This is a genomic window from Deinococcus sp. YIM 77859 (assembly GCF_000745175.1).
Taxonomy (GTDB): Bacteria; Deinococcota; Deinococci; order Deinococcales; family Deinococcaceae; genus Deinococcus.
The window spans coordinates 2,620,040-2,636,324 of record NZ_JQNI01000002.1 but is presented as its reverse complement, the minus strand read 5'-3'; the positions used below and the strand labels follow the sequence as shown (position 1 = coordinate 2,636,324).

Annotated in this window: 16 protein-coding genes; 5 read left to right on the top strand and 11 right to left on the bottom strand. The window is 68.3% G+C overall.

Annotated elements, in window-relative coordinates:
- On the bottom strand, positions 1-2,136 hold a 2,136-nt coding region (gene mutS, locus EI73_RS13090; protein WP_034388313.1), incomplete at its 3' end, for a DNA mismatch repair protein MutS.
- A 118-nt stretch (positions 2,137-2,254) separates the two neighbouring features.
- Positions 2,255-3,016, bottom strand: a complete 762-nt coding sequence (locus EI73_RS13085; RefSeq protein WP_034382898.1) for a hypothetical protein — start codon at positions 3,014-3,016, stop codon at positions 2,255-2,257.
- A 120-nt stretch (positions 3,017-3,136) separates the two neighbouring features.
- Between EI73_RS13085 and EI73_RS13080 the strand changes: the two genes are divergently transcribed.
- Both EI73_RS13080 and EI73_RS13075 read left to right on the top strand, forming a co-directional pair.
- Positions 3,137-3,469, top strand: a complete 333-nt coding sequence (locus tag EI73_RS13080; protein WP_051935335.1) for a 4a-hydroxytetrahydrobiopterin dehydratase — start codon at positions 3,137-3,139, stop codon at positions 3,467-3,469.
- Positions 3,466-3,927: a thioesterase family protein gene (locus tag EI73_RS13075; RefSeq protein ID WP_231557238.1), complete on the top strand. Its 462-nt coding sequence runs from the start codon at positions 3,466-3,468 to the stop codon at positions 3,925-3,927. Before EI73_RS13080 ends, EI73_RS13075 begins: the two co-directional genes overlap by 4 nt.
- 14 nt (positions 3,928-3,941) lie before the next feature.
- On the opposite strand, the gene EI73_RS13070 is transcribed toward EI73_RS13075, so the two are convergent.
- From EI73_RS13070 to EI73_RS16720, 8 genes are all read right to left on the bottom strand, one after another.
- Complete coding sequence (locus EI73_RS13070) at positions 3,942-4,559, bottom strand: LysE family translocator (protein ID WP_034382900.1); 618 nt, start codon at positions 4,557-4,559, stop codon at positions 3,942-3,944.
- 43 nt (positions 4,560-4,602) lie between these two features.
- Positions 4,603-5,784 carry a kynureninase gene (gene kynU, locus EI73_RS13065; RefSeq protein WP_034387350.1) on the bottom strand — a complete coding sequence of 394 codons (1,182 nt, stop codon included), beginning with the start codon at positions 5,782-5,784 and terminating at the stop codon, positions 4,603-4,605.
- A complete protein-coding gene (locus EI73_RS13060) occupies positions 5,781-6,227 on the bottom strand; it encodes a cyclase family protein (protein ID WP_369699467.1) in 447 nt (148 codons plus the stop codon). The genes kynU and EI73_RS13060 overlap by 4 nt, the downstream gene beginning before the upstream one ends.
- The gene (locus tag EI73_RS16975) at positions 6,224-6,481 is read right to left on the bottom strand and encodes a cyclase family protein (protein WP_369699466.1); all 258 of its coding nucleotides are present in this window, start codon (positions 6,479-6,481) and stop codon (positions 6,224-6,226) included. Before EI73_RS16975 ends, EI73_RS13060 begins: the two co-directional genes overlap by 4 nt.
- The gene (locus EI73_RS13055) at positions 6,444-6,926 is read right to left on the bottom strand and encodes a hypothetical protein (protein WP_034387347.1); all 483 of its coding nucleotides are present in this window, start codon (positions 6,924-6,926) and stop codon (positions 6,444-6,446) included. The genes EI73_RS16975 and EI73_RS13055 overlap by 38 nt, the downstream gene beginning before the upstream one ends.
- Positions 6,927-6,995: 69 nt before the next feature.
- On the bottom strand, positions 6,996-7,277 hold the full coding sequence (locus EI73_RS16730; protein WP_231557340.1) for a hypothetical protein: 282 nt from the start codon (positions 7,275-7,277) through the stop codon (positions 6,996-6,998).
- Between the two features lie 59 nt (positions 7,278-7,336).
- A complete protein-coding gene (locus EI73_RS16725; RefSeq protein WP_231557339.1) occupies positions 7,337-8,029 on the bottom strand; it encodes a hypothetical protein in 693 nt (230 codons plus the stop codon).
- Positions 7,990-8,940 (bottom strand): VWA domain-containing protein, encoded by a 951-nt coding sequence (locus EI73_RS16720; protein WP_231557338.1) that lies wholly within the window; start codon positions 8,938-8,940, stop codon positions 7,990-7,992. The genes EI73_RS16725 and EI73_RS16720 overlap by 40 nt, the downstream gene beginning before the upstream one ends.
- 274 nt (positions 8,941-9,214) lie before the next feature.
- Between EI73_RS16720 and EI73_RS13045 the strand changes: the two genes are divergently transcribed.
- The gene (locus tag EI73_RS13045; protein ID WP_051935535.1) at positions 9,215-11,203 is read left to right on the top strand and encodes a DNA topoisomerase subunit B; all 1,989 of its coding nucleotides are present in this window, start codon (positions 9,215-9,217) and stop codon (positions 11,201-11,203) included.
- 136 nt (positions 11,204-11,339) lie between these two features.
- Here the strand turns inward: EI73_RS13045 and EI73_RS13040 are convergent, their stop codons facing one another.
- Positions 11,340-14,480 carry a DEAD/DEAH box helicase gene (locus EI73_RS13040; protein ID WP_034387343.1) on the bottom strand — a complete coding sequence of 1,047 codons (3,141 nt, stop codon included), beginning with the start codon at positions 14,478-14,480 and terminating at the stop codon, positions 11,340-11,342.
- 116 nt (positions 14,481-14,596) lie between these two features.
- Between EI73_RS13040 and EI73_RS13035 the strand changes: the two genes are divergently transcribed.
- Positions 14,597-15,571, top strand: a complete 975-nt coding sequence (locus EI73_RS13035; protein ID WP_034387341.1) for an ABC transporter substrate-binding protein — start codon at positions 14,597-14,599, stop codon at positions 15,569-15,571.
- Between the two features lie 75 nt (positions 15,572-15,646).
- Positions 15,647-16,246: a hypothetical protein gene (locus EI73_RS13030; protein ID WP_034387338.1), complete on the top strand. Its 600-nt coding sequence runs from the start codon at positions 15,647-15,649 to the stop codon at positions 16,244-16,246.
- The last annotated feature ends 39 nt before the right edge of the window (positions 16,247-16,285 follow it).

The window sequence follows — 16,285 nt, the reverse complement described above, 5'->3', positions numbered from 1 at the left end:
CGCCTGCGCGATGGCCAGGCCGTCCAGGGTGGAGGTGCCGCGCCCCACCTCGTCAAGAATCACCAGGCTGCGGGGGGTCACCCCGTGCAGAATGGCGGCGAGTTCGCTCATCTCGACCATAAAGGTGGAGCGTCCTCCGGCGAGGTCGTCGCTGGCCCCGATGCGGGTGTGAATGGCGTCGTAGATGGGAAGCTCGGCGTGGTCGGCGGGCACAAAAGAACCCATCTGGTGCAGGAGAGCGCAGAGGGCCACCGTCCGCAGGTAGGTGCTTTTGCCCGCCATATTGGGTCCGGTCAGCAGCAGGGTATGCCGGTGCGGGCCAAGTTCAGCGTCGTTGGGCACGAACCTCCCGCCCGCCGCCCGCTCCACCACGGGATGCCGGGCCTGTACCAGCCGCGCCGTGCTCGGGGCGGTGCTGGGCCGCACCCAGCCGCTCTCCACCGCGATCTCGGCCAGCGCCGCCAGCACGTCGAGTTCGGCAAGCGCTCCAGCCGCCTCCGCGAGGGCTTCGGCGTGTCCTGCCAGGCCGTCACGCAGCTCGGTAAACACCTCGAGTTCGAGCCTTTGAGCGGCAGCCTCCAGCCGGACGATCTCGCGTTCGCGCTCGCGCAGATCGGGGCGGGTAAACCGGGCGCGGTCCTTGAGGGTGGCGATCTGGCGGTAGTCGGCCGGAACCCGGCCCAGGTTGGCGCCACTCACCTCCAGGTAGTAGCCGAACACGTTATTAAACCCCACCTTGAGGCTGCTGATCCCGGTGCGTTCGCGTTCGCGAACCTCCAGCTCGGCCAGCCAGGCGCGGTGCCCCAGGGCCTCGGCTCGCAGGGCGTCGAGCTCGGCATGAAAGCCGTCGCGAATCAGGCCGCCCTCGCCGAGGCGCAAGGGCGGGTCGTCCACCAGCGCGGCCCGGATCTGCGTGACCACCTGGGGCAGGCCCGCCAGACGGGCACGGATGCCCGCGAGCAGGCCGTCTTGGTCGCCCAGCAGCGCGGCGGTCTCGGGCAGCAGTTCCAGGGTGCGGGCCAGGGCCGCGACCTCACGGGGGGTGGCCCGGCGGGTGGCCACCCGCGCGGCAAGCCGTTCGAGGTCATGGGCGCGGTACAGCAGGGCCCGCACCGCTCCGCGCAGGTCGGCCCCACGGGTAAGCGTCTCCACGGCGTCGAGCCTGGAACGAATGCTGAGTTCGTCCAACAGGGGCGCCCGCAGCCAGGCGCGCAACCGCCGCCGTCCACCGGCCGTGCGCGTTTCGGCCAGCACGTCCATCAGGGTCATGCCCTGGGGAGACTGCGGGGTAAACACTTCCAGCGCCCGCACCGCCGCGTCGCTCAGGCGCATATGGGCCCCGGGTTCAAAGCGCACCACCCGCCGGACCATCTCCAGCCGGCCCTGCTGGGTGCGGCGGGCGTACCCCAGCACCGCGCCGCAGGCCCGCACCAGCGCGGCCGTCGTCAGCGAGCCGGGCACCTCGGCCAGGGTCTGCACGAGTTCTTGCCGGGCCGTCTCCGCCTCAAAGTTGGCGGGCGAGAGCATCACCGGAAAGCGGGCCTGAAAGTCGGCGAGCAGGGCCCCGTTGCTGGCGAGTTCGGGGGCGAGCAGCACCTCGCGCGCGCGGTGCCGAGCGAGTTCATCGTAGAGGGCCGCACGAGTATGAAAGGCCGCGCAGCGAAACTCGCCGGTCGAGACGTCAAGGAGGGCGAGCCCGTAGCCGTCCCCGGTCGCCACCGCCGCGAGATAATTCTCGTCGGCCGTGAGGAGCCGCTCTTCGGTCACCGTGCCGGGCGTGAGCAGTTGGGTCACCTTGCGGTCAACCAGGCCGCCGCCCGGCTCTTCCAGTTGGTCGGCGACGGCCACGCGCACGCCCGCCGCAAGCAGCCGCTCGACATTCTGGTCCAGCGCCCGCACCGGAATGCCCGCCATCGGCGTCGAGAAATCCTTGCTGCTCTTGTGGGTGAGGGCGATCCCCAGCAACCGCGAGAGCCGCTCGGCGTCCTCGCCAAAGGTCTCGTAGAAGTCTCCCACCTGAAACAGCAGCAGAAAATCAGGGTAGGCGTCGCGCAGGGCCACGTACTGCTCGAGCATAGGCGGCAGCACCCCCGACCCCGTTCCCTTCAACACGCTCTGCGGTACGCCCACCGACATGGGCGGAGAATAGCGTACGCCGTTCTGTTGTGGGCGGAATGGCGGTGACCCTTGAGAGGTGGGCAACAAGGAGAACCGCCCCGCGCGAAGGGCAGGGCGGTGGGAGGGAAGGAAGGGGTCAGCGGAAGAAGGGGAGGGCCTGGGCGACCTTGAGAACGGGCTGCGCCGCAGCCGAGCGGTTCAGCGACTGCTGGCCCAGGGACAGGGCCGAATCATTCTCCAGGTAAAGCCACTGCGCGGGCAGCGAGCCGGTCTTGAGGCTAAGCGTGCCGCCCTGCTTCGTGGCAGAGAGCGTGAGCGTCATCTTGTTCCAGCCCGCTTGCAGCTGCACGTTGATATTCCCCGTGACGGGGACGCCGTCCTGGGTACAGTTCAGTCGGCCCGATAGCCCCGCCGCCTTGTCGGCATAGACATATAGACCCCCTTCCATGCTGACCGACTCCAGGGTGCCGCCACTGGTCCTCACCTGGAAACCGGCGGGGGCAATCTCACCGCTCTTGCCCGCCTGCACGCGGAACGTGGCCACGTTCCCCCGCGCGTTGCTCGCTCCAGAGGTCGTGAGGCTCCCCGTGCAGCCCTCGGGCAGATCCGAAGTGAGGTCTAGGTTCGAGAGCAGCGCGGCATCCAGGCTGGGCAGCGTCAGGCTGAATCGGCCGTCGGCCGTGAGGTCAGCCGTGACGAGGTTGTCCTTGCCCTCCACCGAGACGAGAACCTTGCCGGCACCGCCCGTCCAGCTGGAGTACGTGATCGTCCCCGAGGGACTGGCGCTGAGCTCTTTGACCTGACCCGAGACCGTTTCGGGCTGCGGCGTCGAGGGCGTGCTGTTGCAGGACGCCAGCAGGAGGGTGGAACCGAGCAGCAGAGCGGCGGCTTTTTTCATACGTCTCTCACCCTATAAGCGGGCAGTGACCGGGGCAAGCAGATTTGCCCGGCAGCGTCCTCCCCCTGCACCGCGTCCCGCTCCCCTTGCCCTGCACGCAGCCTCCCGTAGCATGCGGGCATGAGTCCCGAAGTGTACGACCCTCGCATGGGCTACGATCCCCGCCGCAAGCTCACCGACGGCGACGTTCAGAGCCTCAAACCGGAGGGCTGGTGGGGAGATGACGGCAAGCTGTTTCGCGAGTTTCCCTTCGCCACGTACCAGGCCGGAGTGGATTTCGCCGTGCGGGTGGCAGCGCTCGCAGAGGCGCAAAACCACCATCCCGACCTTCACATCTTTTACCGCAGGGTGCGGGTCAACTATTTCACCCACGACGCGGGCGGAGTCACCCTGCGCGACATCGAGGGCGCGCGGGCCGTCAATGCCCTGTGGCGCGAGGTGACGGGCGCTTGAGGACGGTTCACCCCGTAGACCTCCTGTGGGACCGCGTGTCCCCACGGCGCCGGTACGAACTCACCGTGACGGTGGAGCCCTCTCACCTCGACGACCTGCACCACGTCAACAACACCGTGTACCTGGTCTGGTGCGAGCAGGTGGCCCGTGCCCACGCCCTCAGCCTGGGCATGGGCACGGACGCCCTGAGCCAACTCGGCGCCGTCCCGGTTGCCCGGCAACACGTCATCACGTACCACCGGCCCGCGCTGCTTGGCGACCGCGTCCGCCTGCGCACCGTGCTGGCCGAGCACGCGGGTGTGCGCAGTGTTCGCGCCTACAGCCTCGACCGCGCAGGCGAGCCCGGCCAAGCGGCGGAGCGCCTCGCGGAGTGTCAGACCGAGTGGGTCTGGGTGGACCCGACGACCGGGCGGCCCAAGCGTACGCCGCAAGCGGTGCTGGAGGCCTTTGGCTTTTAGGGGTGGGGAGCACGTCAGCGGTCGAGCGCCACCCGCAGCCCCAGGAGCACCATCGCCCCCCCGGTGAGCCGTTCGAGGAGGGCGCGAACGCGGGGTGTGCGAAGCCGAGACGCCAGCGTGCCCATCAGCAGAACGAGGGTGCCCAGCCACACCACACCCCAGCCGAAATGGATGAGGGCCAGCACCAAGGCCTGCGGCAGCGCGTCCTCTTCCGGCAGCACGAACTGCGGCAACACCGTGAGGTAGAAGAGCGCGACCTTGGGGTTCAGGACATTGGTGGTAAGCCCCTGGAGGAGAGCGCCGGTCAGGCTCAGCGCCCCTCCCTCGGTGGTGGGGACCTGGGCCGTGTGGCGGGCTTCTCGCCAGGCCCGCAGACCCAGATACAGCAGGTACGCGGCGCCGGCCAGTTTGACCCCCTCGTACAGGGCAGCGCTCCGAGCGAGCACCACGCTGAGCCCCAGGGCGCTGAGGGTGGCGTGGAAGAGCAGGCCGCTACACACGCCCAGCACCGCGCCCCACCCCGCCGCGCGCCCCCCCGCCAGAGCCGCGCGAATCACCAGGGCTGTGTCTGCCCCCGGCGTGACGGTCAGCAGCAGGGAAAACACAGCAAAACCGAGCAGGGTGCCGTCCATTCCCGCAGCGTAAGCGGCTGCGGTGCCCGCCGAGAAGCCCGCCCTAGGTCACCCGCCCCGCCGCCTCCACCGCCCGGTAGGCCCCGGTGTCGAGCAGTTCGCGCAGGACCTGCACCGTCGTCTCGAGCTCCGCCTCGGTGTTGTAGAGGGCGACGGGAGCGAGGCGCAGGATATCGGGGGCGCGGAAATCGGGGGTGATGCCGCGTGCCCGCAGCGCGAGGCTGAGGGCGTGGGCTTGTGGGTGGGCCAGGGCGACGTGACCGCCGCGCCGGGTGGGTTCGCGCGGCGTGACCACCCGCAGTTCGGGAAGGTGCCTCTCCACCAGCGCCATCAGGTACGCGGTCAGCTCCAGGCTGCGGGCACGCACCTCGGCCAGCTCGACGGTATCAAACACGCTGAGTGCCCCCTCCAGCGCCGCGAGCGCGAGGATGGGCGGCGTGCCGAGCTGGTAGGCGCCCGCACCAGCCGCGGGGCGAAAGGTGTGGGCCATTTCGAACTGCGTCGCCTTGTCGTGGCCCCACCATCCGCGCAGGCCGGGGACGAGATGATGGTGCCGCTCGTGCAGGTAGAGGCCTCCCGGCGCCCCGGGTCCAGCATTCACGTACTTGTAGTGACACCACACCGCGAAATCCGCGCCCCAGTCGTGCAGCTCGTGCGGCACGCTCCCCACGCTGTGGGCCGCGTCCCAGCCGATCAGGATGCCGCGTTCCCGCGCGGCGCGGGTCAGCCCCGGCACGTCCAGGAGCGCTCCAGAGCGGTACAGCACCGTCGGCAGCAGGACCAAGGCCACGTCATCCGTCAACGCCGCTCGGATCTCCTCCTCGCGCAGCGTCTGGCCGTCGCGGGCGGGAATCAGGCGCAGCTCGGCGCCGAAGCGCTCGGCCCAAGCGTGCAGCGCGTACACGTCGGACGGAAAATCGAGTGCGGTGGCGACGAGGTGGCGCCGCGCACCCTCCGGACGGTAGAGGGTGGCGAGCAGGGCATGCAGATTGGCGGTGATGCTGCCCGTGGCGATGACTTCATTGGAACGCGCCCCCACCAGCCGCGCGAGGGCAGGCGACAGCGTCTCGGCCAGCTCAAACCAGTGGTCCCAGCCGCTCACCGCGTCGCGCTGCCACTCGTCCAGACGGCGCAGCACGGCAGCGCGAGCCGCGTGGGGCATCACGCCCAGGCTGTTGCCGTCGAGGTAGATGCCGGGGGGCATCGCGAAGAGGTCACGTCTCATGCCCTCTCCTCCGGCAGGGTCCCCGCAGGCAGCAGCAGGGCGCGGGCCGGGGCCCCGTCGACACCAACAAGCGGCAGCGGCAGGCACACGAGGTCGTATTCTCCATCGGAAACCGCGCTGAGGTTGAGGCCCTCCACAATGAGGATCCCCGTCTCCCGGCAGGCCTGGTGGGCGGGAAGCGTCTTGCTGGTCAGCGGATCCACGCTCGGGCTGTCCGTGCCGATGAGCCGCACGCCGCGCCGCGCCGCCTCGCGCACCAGTTCCGGGGCCAGGGCCGCAAAGTCTTGGGGAAACTCGGCCCAGTGGGCGGGCTGACCCGTGTGCAGCAGCAGCCGGGGCGGGAGGCGTGCTGGCAGCTCCGCCAGGGCGGTGGCGGGCACCAGGCCCTCCTCGGCCCGCACGGTGACCACCCGGCACGGTCCCAGGTAGGCCGCGAGGTTCACTTCGTCCAGGCGCGCCCTGCATCGTCATAGTGCCAGGGAGCGTCCACATGGGTGCCCGTGTGGGTGCTGGTGCGCAGCTCGCCCGTGTTCACGCTGTCTCCCCGCGCGATACGGGCCAGGGGCTCGACCCGAAAGGGTGCGTCCCCGGCCAGGTGGGATGTCCGGGGGTCAGCCGCCTTGAAATGTCGATCATGGGGAGAAGATAGCGGGAAGCGATCACGTTCCCGGTGTGCTGCCCGGAAATACCGCCACACGCCCCACCATGTAGGCGCAGCCGTACAGGAACAGGGTGACCACCGGCAGCACGCGCAGGCCGCGGCGCGGGTGAACGAGGCGCCCTTGCAGCAGCACCTCAGTGACATACAGGCTCAGCAGGGCAAAGCCCGCGTACATCCAGTGCTCCCAGTTGCGGCTGGGATCCACCGGCAGGCCGTATTTGGTGACGCCACCGCCCACATCCGTCGCGCTGGGCACCCGAGCGCCCCCCACGGCCAGGACCACGCCGGTCACGACCGGCAGCAGTGTCAGAACCCAGGTCAGACGCAGCCACAGCAGAAAACCCGGCCGCACCTCGCCCCGCAGGGCTGGACCCAGACTCCACAGGAACAGCACCAGGGTGGCGAGCGCGTAGGGAGTAGGAAAAAGAAGGGCCAGCGCGCTATTGAACTGATACCCGTGAATCAGCCGCAGAAGGTCCATGTGCCCCAGCGTACCCCGTGGGTTGGGAGCCAAGGGCCCCTCACGCCGCCGGGCCCAGCGTGACCGGGGCTAGTCCACGGCGGGCAGGTGCAGCTCGGCTTCTGCGGGCAGGTAGGTGCCGGGCCGCAGGTCTGCGCCGTCCGCCACGCGGCGCAGCGTCACGCCCTCGGGCAGCGCGGCAAGGAGCACGCGCGGCCCGCTGGGTGTCACGCTCAGGCCGCGCAGCGCCGGAGCCTGCAGCGCGGCCCCCACGTCGGTGATCCCAGGGCGCAGGGTCAGGGCATGTTCGCCGTAGGGCCCGCACACGTGCAGGGTGACGCCATCGGCCCGCAGGCGCAGGGGAAGCCCCAAGCCGGCGAGCTGACCCAGCGGAGGCTGACCCGCCCGCGCCGCGCGCGCTACAGCGATGCTCAGCGAGGTCCCGGGGCGAGCACCTCCCCTTCGCCCAGGGAGCGCCCTTCTGCGTGAATCTCCAGGTCGGGAGGCAAACGCAGCAGCCGCAGGCCCAAGCGGTCCTGCTGAAACCGCAGGCCGCTGAGGTGCGGCACGCGGGCCAGTTGCCCCAGGTCAAAGGGGCTTCCCAACGGGATGGGCACAGGCGTCGCGGTTCCGTCCGCACTCAGGAGGGCCAGCGTGCGGTCTTCGCCGTACCGCAGACCCCGAACCTGGGGCGGGGGGGCGGCGAACACGGGCGCGGGGGCGGACCGAGCGCGGGGGCGGCGCAGGAAGAGCACGAAGAGCAGCGCGGCGGCCAGCAGCCCCAGCAGCGCGCCCAGGAGGGCCAGGGGACGAGGGGCGGACAGCGCCCCACCCGTCACGGGGGGCAGGCGCAGGAGATGTCCCGCCGGGCCAACCAGGGCGGGCGTCACGCGCTGCCCGTCCACCAGAGCCGTATTGGTGAGCCTCAGGGCCACCTCACGGCCGCCGGGCAGGTGCTGCCATTCGCCGGTTAACCCTGCGGGCAGGCGCAGCGTGCCGAGGTCGGCGTCCCCCTCCAGGCGGTAGCGCAGCGTGACCGTCTCGCCGGGCGCCAGGGTCCGGTCAGCGCCGGGATTCAGCCAGCCTAAGCGGGGCGCCGAACCAACCTTGAGGCGCAGCAGCACGCGGCGGGGAAGCCCCCCGGGGTGGCGGGCGGCGCACACAGCAGGACGGGCGTCCCAGAAAGCAAGCGTCCCTCCACCCGCAGTCGGGCCGAGCCGCCCCGCGCCTGCGCTTCCGCCAAGGCCACCCCGGCCTCCCCCGGCGCCAGCGTGAGGGGCGTGCCATCGGGGAAGGGCACCGGAACGCGGGCAGGATCGCTGACCGTGGCGAGGGTATACCCAAAGCGCCCACCCCCCAGCTGCGGCACCTGCCCCACAGGAACGGTCAGGCCCTGCGCGTAGCGGCTCTTCCGCAGGGCAGCCTGGGCGTCAGCGGGAATGGTGGTGCCCAGCGCGAGGTAATGCAGCGTGTCGAGCGGCCCACGAGCACGAAAGGCCCCCAGCGCGCGCGCCGCCGTCTGGTCAGGGTCCGGGTCGTTATCTATGCCGTCGGTCAGGACAAAGACGGTGGTCGCGTACAGCTCGGAGGCTGCAAGCGGCGCCAGGGCCTGGGCCAGGCTGCGGTAAAGGTACGTGTTTTGTCCGTCTGCTCGCAGCGCCGCCAGATCACGGTTCCAACGGGCGTGATCGCGTGGCAAGACGTACGACCGGCGCGCGCGCAATCCGCTGTCAAAGGTGAACAGTTCGACGCGGTCCGGCCGCTCTGATCGCACGTAGGCATTGATCGCCCCCTTGACCCGCTCAAAGATGTCCGCTCGTCCGTCCCCGATCCCGCGCATGCTGCCACTGGTGTCGAGCACAAAGACGGCCCGCGTTCGGCTGGGGAGGGCGCCGCTGGGGAGGGTGCAGGCAGGAGCCGCCGGAGCCCGCCTGAGGGTAACGCCGGGCACAGCGCCGCTCGGGGACAGACTTCCCGGCTGAGCGGACGCGCCCACAAGCAGGACGGCGGCAGTGAGAGCAGCGGCAGGATGCATACAGCCTCCCTATTCTGCCCGCCGGGCCGAGCGGCGTGAAGGGCTGCCCCGGCAAACCGTGCGGGCCGCTTTCCCATCACACGCGAATCAGACTGCCTTTTCTCTGCCGGGCGACACAGACAAGTCCTGACCCCTGATTACGCTTGTTACGTAATCCATTTGACCCATTTCAACTTCGGTTGTATACTGGAAAAACCTTCGGAGGCGCTCGTAGCGCCCATTTTTACCGCAATAAAGCCGTATTGCCCCGCAGTGGGAACACAGCAGGAGGACCATGACACAAGCTCCCCCCCAACAGGCCAGCACCCCGGACACCTACACGGCCGACTCCATCTCCATCCTCAAGGGCTTGGAAGCGGTTCGCAAGCGCCCCGGCATGTATGTGCAGGGCGGCACCGGCGTCGACGGGTACCACCAGCTCCTGACGGAGATTATTGATAACGCCATCGACGAGGGTTTGGCCGGTTTTGCCACCGAGGTCCACGTCATCATGCACGCGGACGGCTCCGCGACCGTTACGGACAACGGACGCGGCATTCCGGTGGACGTGATGAAGTCCGAAGGCCGCCCGGCGATCGAGGTGATTTTTACCGAGCTGCACGCGGGCGGCAAGTTCGGCGGCGGGGCCTACAAGGTGTCCGGCGGCCTGCACGGCGTCGGGAGCAGCGTGGTGAACGCGCTCTCCACCTACCTTGACGTCACCGTCAACAAGGGCGGTCAGCTGCATCACATCCGCTTTGAGCGGGGCGCCGTCACCACGCCGCTGGAGGTGCTCGGCCCGACGCCCAAGGACGTCAAGTGGGCCACCAAGGTCACCTTCCACCCCGATCCCACCGTGTTCAGCGAGTTCGAGAACCTCTTTCACTATGACCGCATCCGCGGAAGGTTGCGCGAACTGGCGTACCTGACCGGGCTCAAGATCGTGGTCCGTGACGAGCGGACCAACCTCCACGGGGGCGAGATCCGCGAAGAGGTGTTTTTTGAAAAGGGCGGGATCGCCAACTTCGCCCGCGCGCTCGTCACCGACGACTCCAAGCTGCTGTACGAACAGCCCATTGTGATGCGCGGCACGCACAGCGGCGTCGAGGTCGAGGTGGCGTTTATCCACGCGAACACCTACAGCAGTGACAACATCCTGACGTACGCGAACATGATTCGCACCCGCGACGGCGGCACGCCCCTCACCGGCTTTAAAACCGCCTACACCCGCATCCTGAACAAGTATGCCAAGGACAAGAACCTGATCAAGTCGGGCAACCCGGTTCCCAGCGGCGACGACCTGCTGGAGGGGATCTACTGCGTGGTGTCGGTGAAACTCGGTGAGCCGCAGTTCGAGTCGCAGGCGAAGGTCAAGCTGCTGAACAGCGAGGCGCAGACGGCGGTCAACGCCATCGTGGGCGAGAAGTTCGCCGAGTTCCTGGAGGAGAACCCGAAAATCGGGAAGACGATTGTTGAAAAGGCCGCCGAGGCTGCCCGCGCCCGCGAGGCCGCCCGCAAGGCCCGCGACATCGTTCGGCGCTCCAACCCCCTGGAAAACGACGACCTCCCGGGCAAGCTGGCCGACTGCTCGTCGCAGGATCCCGCGGAATCCGAACTCTTTATCGTGGAAGGCATCTCGGCCGGCGGTTCCGCGAAGGGGGGCCGCGAACGGCGCTTCCAGGCGATTCTGCCCCTGCGCGGCAAGATCCTCAACGTCGAGAAGGCAGAACTCAACAAGATTCTCAAGAACGCTGAGATTCGCGCTCTGATCGGGGCGATCGGCGCGGGCGTGGAGGGCACCGGGGACCGAATGCACTTCGACCTCTCCAACCTGCGCTACCACAAGATCATCATCATGACGGACGCGGACATGGACGGCGGGCACATCGCCACCCTGCTGCTGACGTTCTTCTACCGCTACATGCGCCCCGTCGTGGAGGCCGGTTACCTCTACATCGCGCAGCCACCCCTGTACCGCATCCTGGTGGGCCGCGAGAAAAAGGGCACCTACCTCTACACCGAAGAGGAACTCAAGGCACACGTCGCCCGCGCCACCAAGGAGGGCAAGAAGTACGAGATTCAGCGCTTCAAGGGACTGGGCGAGATGAACGCTGACCAGCTCTGGGACACCACCATGAACCCCGAAACGCGCGCCCTCAAGCAGGTCAGGGTCGAAGACCTGATGATCGCCAACGAGGTGTTCGAGAACCTGATGGGAAGCGAAGTGGGGCCGCGCAAGCGGTTCATTCAGGAGAACGCGCGCTTCGCCGAAATCAGCGTGTAAGGAAGTGAGGAAAAGAAGCCGCCTGCTCGTCGCAGGCGGTTTTTGTTGCCGTCCACCCGCCAGGCACAAAGACCATACCGACCGGACTGCGGCCAACAACAGCCTGAGTCCGGCGAGAAGGGTGTAGGCCAGCCACCTACCCGAAATACCCCAACAGATCCATGAGCACCCGCGCGTAATCGTCCGGCTTCAGCCCCTTTTTCTCCACCTTGACGGAGGGCGGAAAGGTCGTGACCTCGGTTTTGTGGGGGAAGCGCTTCAGGCCCGCCGCGTCGTAATCCAGCGCCTTATAGGCAAAGGTGACCTGCAGATGGGTCATCGTCTCGCCGATGCTCAGCGCCCGCTTGGCGACAGCGGTCAGCCGCAGCTTGGCGAGGTCGATGAAGTTCTGGACTTCGGGGGTGGGTGGACCGTACCTCTTGCGCAGGTCGCGCTCGACGCGGCTAACGGCCTGAAGGGTGCGGGCTTCCGAGAGCCGCCCGTAGGTGGCGATACGCGTCTCCTCGTCACCGCCAAAGTATTCCGGTGTGAGGCGGGCGTTGATGGGGAGGTCGATGGAGACGGAGGGCGGCGTCTCCACCTTCTCACCCTTGAGCCGAGCGACGGCCTCGGCGAGCATCTCGGTGTACACGTCGATGGAGACGGCCTGCACGTGCCCGTGCTGCTCTTCGCCCAGGATGTTCCCGACCCCGCGAATCTCCATGTCCTTTTCGGCGAGGAGGTGCCCGGAACCCAAGTCTTGCAGGTCGGCGATCGCCCAAAGGCGGCGCTGCGCGTTCTCGGTCATGCGCGGCGGGTAAAAGAGGTAGGCGTAGGCGGTCTGCTGCCGCCTTCCGACGCGCCCGCGAAGCTGGTAGAGCTGAGCCAGGCCCAAGCGGTCTGCCCGTTCGATCAGGATGGTATTCGCCTCGGGGATGTCCAGCCCGGTCTCGACGATCGTGGTGGAGAGCAGCACGTCAAAGGCCCCCTGCTCAAAGCCGAGCATGATCTCTTCGAGCTCCTCCTCGTTCATGCGCCCGTGTGCCACGCCGATGCGCGCTTCCGGCACGAGGTTGCGGAGGTACAGGCTGCGCGCGCCGATGGAGGCGATGCGGTCATGGATGTAAAAGACCTTGCCGCCGCGCTCGATCTCCGTGAGGATCGCGTCACGAACAGTCACCGGGTCGAAGGGGGCAAGCACCGTCTGGATGGGCTTGCGACCCTTGGGCGGCGTCTGGATGGAGCTCATGTCGCGCAGGCCGACCATACTCATGTAGAGGGTGCGCGGGATGGGCGTAGCGGAGAGGGCCAGGGTGTCCACCGCCTTCACGCCCTCAGGGATCTCCAGCTTGCCGTCTTTCGGCACCTCGGGGAGGCCGCGCAGGGCCCGCAGCTTCTCCTTTTGCCCCACCCCGAAGCGGTGTTCCTCATCGACGATGATCAGGCCCAGGTCCCTAAACTGCACGTCGCTCGAAAGCAGGCGGTGCGTGCCGATGATGATGTCCACCTTGCCCTGCGCGAGGTCCGCCAGGATCGCCCGCGCCTGCTTGTCCCCGGTGAAGCGCGAGAGGCCCTCCACACGCACCGGCAGGTCCTTGAAGCGTTCCACAAAGGTGGAGGTGTGCTGCTCGGCGAGCAGGGTTGTGGGAACGAGCATCGCCACCTGCTTGCCGTGCCCGACAACGCGGTGTGCGGCCCGCAGAGCGACCTCCGTCTTGCCAAAGCCCACGTCGCCGGAGATCAGGCGGTCGGCGGGGTGGGGAGCTTCGAGGTCCTTGAGCGTTTCCCGAAGGGCCGTCTTCTGATCCGCCGTGAGCTCGAACTTGAAGTTCCGCTCGACCTGCGCGTCCCACTCGGGCTGCGGGGGGAAAGCGTTGCCGGGCGTGACCTGACGGGCCGCGTACTGCACAAGCAGCCGGGCAGCAACCTCCTCGGCGTTCTTGCGGGCCTTTTCCTTCGCCCGCGCCCAGTCCTTTTTGTCAAAGGAGGACAGCACGGGTGGGTCATCGGTGGTGCCGGGGTGGCGGCGCAGCACGGGCAGCTGTTCGATGGGCACCGCGAGCCGGGCCCCCCCACGGTACTCCAGATTGAGGTAATCGCGGGTGACGCCCAGCACCGTGCGCGTCTCCAGGCCCTGGAACTGCCCGATGCCGTGTTCGGGGTGAATCAGGTAGTCGCCCACGTGCAGGCCCAGCGCGTCCGTGACCGGCTTTCCGGCCAGCCGCTTGCCCCGCAGGGCCGAGCCGCCCTGGAAACCGTAGATCAGGTCTTCGGTGAGGACCACCGTGCGGTGCTCGGGGATGGCAAAACCGCCCTCACCGTTCGCGCGCAGGAAACCAAGAGCCCCTTCCTCCACGCGGGGCACGCTCAGCCAGGGAATCTCAGGGGTGCCCAGCAGCTTGTCGGCCAGATACGCGGCGGTGCGGTCGTGGCGCACCAACACCAGGACGCGGTAGCCCGCCCCGCGCCACTCGTCCACGTCGCGCGCCAGTTCCGAGAGGCGGGCGCGGTAGAAGGGCAGCGTCTTGAGCCCCAGATCGAAGTCCGTGAGGTCGAGCGGCGCGCGGCCAAAACTCGTGACCTCCCGCTCCCGCAGCCGGGGCCAGAGGGTGTCGACCAGCGGCCCCAGCGAGGAGGCGTAGAACTCGGGGGCGTCGAGAAAGACCCGGCCCGGCAGCAGGTCGAGGCGGGTGGCGTCCCACTTCACTTCGGTGAGGTAGTCGGCGGTGGGTTCCAGGGTGAAGGTCTGGAGGCGCTCGCCGGTCAATTCGCCCGCCCCCAAGCGGCGCAGGGTATCCAGTTCGTCCCCGAAAAACTCGGCGCGAATCCACACCGGGTCTTCCCCGTTCGGCACGCCCGCCCCCGGCCCCAGCCGCAGCTCCAGCGTGTCACCGCGCAGGAGATAGCCCGTCTCGTCGTCTGCGGGGTCCTGGAGACGCTCGTAGCCCAGGCGTTCCAGCCGGGCAAGGAGCTCCTCGCGCGGATAGCTCCCTCCCACCCGCAGGGTGAGGGCGTGTTCCTCGGGGTGGGCCGGAAAGAGGTCCAGGGCCGTCGTCACGTCCAGGACAACGTGTTCCGCTCGTGCGTCCCAGTCGCGCAGCCCCGGATTCACGCTGACCGGCGCGCCTAGGGCTCCGGCAGAGGCGTAGAGGCCCAGGCGTTCGGGCGTGGTCAGCAGCACAGCGGGGCCGGGATGGGCGGCAAAAAGCGCCGCACGCGCCACCTGCGGCAGCAGGAGCACGTTTCCGACCGGCGCGGTCGGCATCAGTCTGGAGAGGTTGGGGGCGGCGACCGTCACCGGAAGATTGTACGCGGGCCGCGCCCAAGGGAGGGGGAGCAAGGGAACGGTCGGAACAAACGTTCGCCCCCTCTTAGATTACAAATTCAATCAACTTCTCTGCTACGCTCTCTTCGATGAAGCGGACGCTCCTTTTCCTCCTGACGCTGACCCTGGCCGCGAGCACGGCGCAGGCGCAGCAGGCCAAAGAACTTCGCCTGGGAGTCTTTCCCAATGTGACGCACGCCGCCGGGCTGGTCGGGATCCAGCGCGGCCTCTTTCAGAAAGAACTCGGGAACGTGCGGCTGGTCGTCAAGGAGTTTGCCAACGGCTCGCAGGTTAATGAGGCCTTTGCGGCGGGGGCGATCGACGCGGCTTATGTCGGCCCCGGCCCGGCGATGAACGCCTTCCTGCGCGGCGTGCCCATTCAGGTGATGGCGGGCGCGGCCAATGCGGGTGCCGTGCTGGTGGCGCGGGGGGACAGCGGGGTCCGCAACGTGAAGGGGTTGAGCGGCAAAAAGGTCGCGGTGCCCACCCGCGGTTCCACCCAGGACATCAGCCTGCGGCACCTGCTGCACGAGAACGGCCTGCGAGCGACGGACGAGGGCGGCACCGTCACCGTCGTGCCCATCGATCCGGCCAACATGCCCGCGGCCTTTGCGAGCAAGCAGGTGGACGCGGCGCTCGTGCAGGAGCCCTGGGGGGCCATCATGGAGTCGCAGGGGGCGCGGCTCATCGCGGGCGAAAAGGCCATTTGGGCGGGGGGCAACTACACCACGACGGTCCTGGTGGTGAGCACCCGGTTCGCCGCGCAGAATCCCGAGATCGTCAAAGACCTGCTGCGCGGGCATCTCGCCGCCATCAACTTCATCCGGAAGAGCAACGCGGGGGCACAAAAGGCCATCGCGGACCAGATCGAGGCCTTTACCGGCAAGCGGCCCAACACGGCGGAACTCTTCAAGGCGCTGGCCCGGACCAAGGTGACCTGGGACATCAACCTGGGGACCCTGGCCGAGTACGCCCAGCTCAACAAGGAGGCGGGCTTCGCGCGCGACGTGCCCGATCTGAACCGCTTCGTGAACCTGAGCGTGGTGCGGGGGCTGGCGAAGTAAGAAGCGGCCGGCCCCCGCTGGGGCTTCTCTGTTGCTGACCGCCGGACGCTGGGGGCTGGCCGCTACACTACCCCTATGACCGGACCCAAAAAAGGCTCCAGAGGCCGCCCCCCCAAGGGCAACACGGCACAGGGACGCGGGGGCAGCACGCGGCCGGTGCAGGCGGAGCGCACGGGCTCGGGCGCAGCGCGGGGCGTCCACCCGGCCCGCCGCCAGCCGGGCGAGCGACCCTTCGCGCCCAGCCCAGCACGCTCGGCCCCACCCAAGGCGAAAAAGTCAGCCCCGCCGGAGCTCAAGCGGGTCGAGCTGAGCCCACCCGCTGCAGACACGGTCTTTCACGACCGGGACGGCGAACCGCTGACCTTTCCGGACAGTGCGTTGCGGCGCGTCGCGGCACGCCTGCTATCCGAGAAGAAAAAGGCGTGGCGCTACCGGGCCTTTCCCTTCCCGCTCTTTACCGAGAAGGGCCACGAGCAGTCTTTCTTCTTCGATTTCTACGTCTACGACAACCAGGACAGCGTGATTCGGCTGATCCTGGTCGTTCCCTTCGAGTCACGCGAGGTGTGGGACCGGGTTGGGCGCTTCAAGCGGCAGTATCCCATGTACCGCTATGAGCTGTGGACGCCGGAAAAACTGGGCGAGTTGCAGGGGCCGCGCGGCCGCCTGGGCTTCTGAGCCCACAAGACCTTCCTTGATCCTTGACCAGAGTGCGCA

Bases quoted from the DNA above. Each gene is read 5' to 3' on its own strand.
- EI73_RS13085 (WP_034382898.1), bottom strand. From the start codon at position 3,016: ATGAAAAAAGCCGCCGCTCTGCTGCTCGGTTCCACCCTCCTGCTGGCG.
- EI73_RS13080 (WP_051935335.1), top strand. From the start codon at position 3,137: ATGAGTCCCGAAGTGTACGACCCTCGCATGGGCTACGATCCCCGCCGC.
- EI73_RS13070 (WP_034382900.1), bottom strand. From the start codon at position 4,559: ATGGACGGCACCCTGCTCGGTTTTGCTGTGTTTTCCCTGCTGCTGACC.
- kynU (WP_034387350.1), bottom strand. From the start codon at position 5,784: ATGAGACGTGACCTCTTCGCGATGCCCCCCGGCATCTACCTCGACGGC.
- EI73_RS13055 (WP_034387347.1), bottom strand. From the start codon at position 6,926: ATGGACCTTCTGCGGCTGATTCACGGGTATCAGTTCAATAGCGCGCTG.
- EI73_RS16720 (WP_231557338.1), bottom strand. From the start codon at position 8,940: ATGCATCCTGCCGCTGCTCTCACTGCCGCCGTCCTGCTTGTGGGCGCG.
- EI73_RS13045 (WP_051935535.1), top strand. From the start codon at position 9,215: ATGACACAAGCTCCCCCCCAACAGGCCAGCACCCCGGACACCTACACG.
- EI73_RS13035 (WP_034387341.1), top strand. From the start codon at position 14,597: ATGAAGCGGACGCTCCTTTTCCTCCTGACGCTGACCCTGGCCGCGAGC.
- EI73_RS13030 (WP_034387338.1), top strand. From the start codon at position 15,647: ATGACCGGACCCAAAAAAGGCTCCAGAGGCCGCCCCCCCAAGGGCAAC.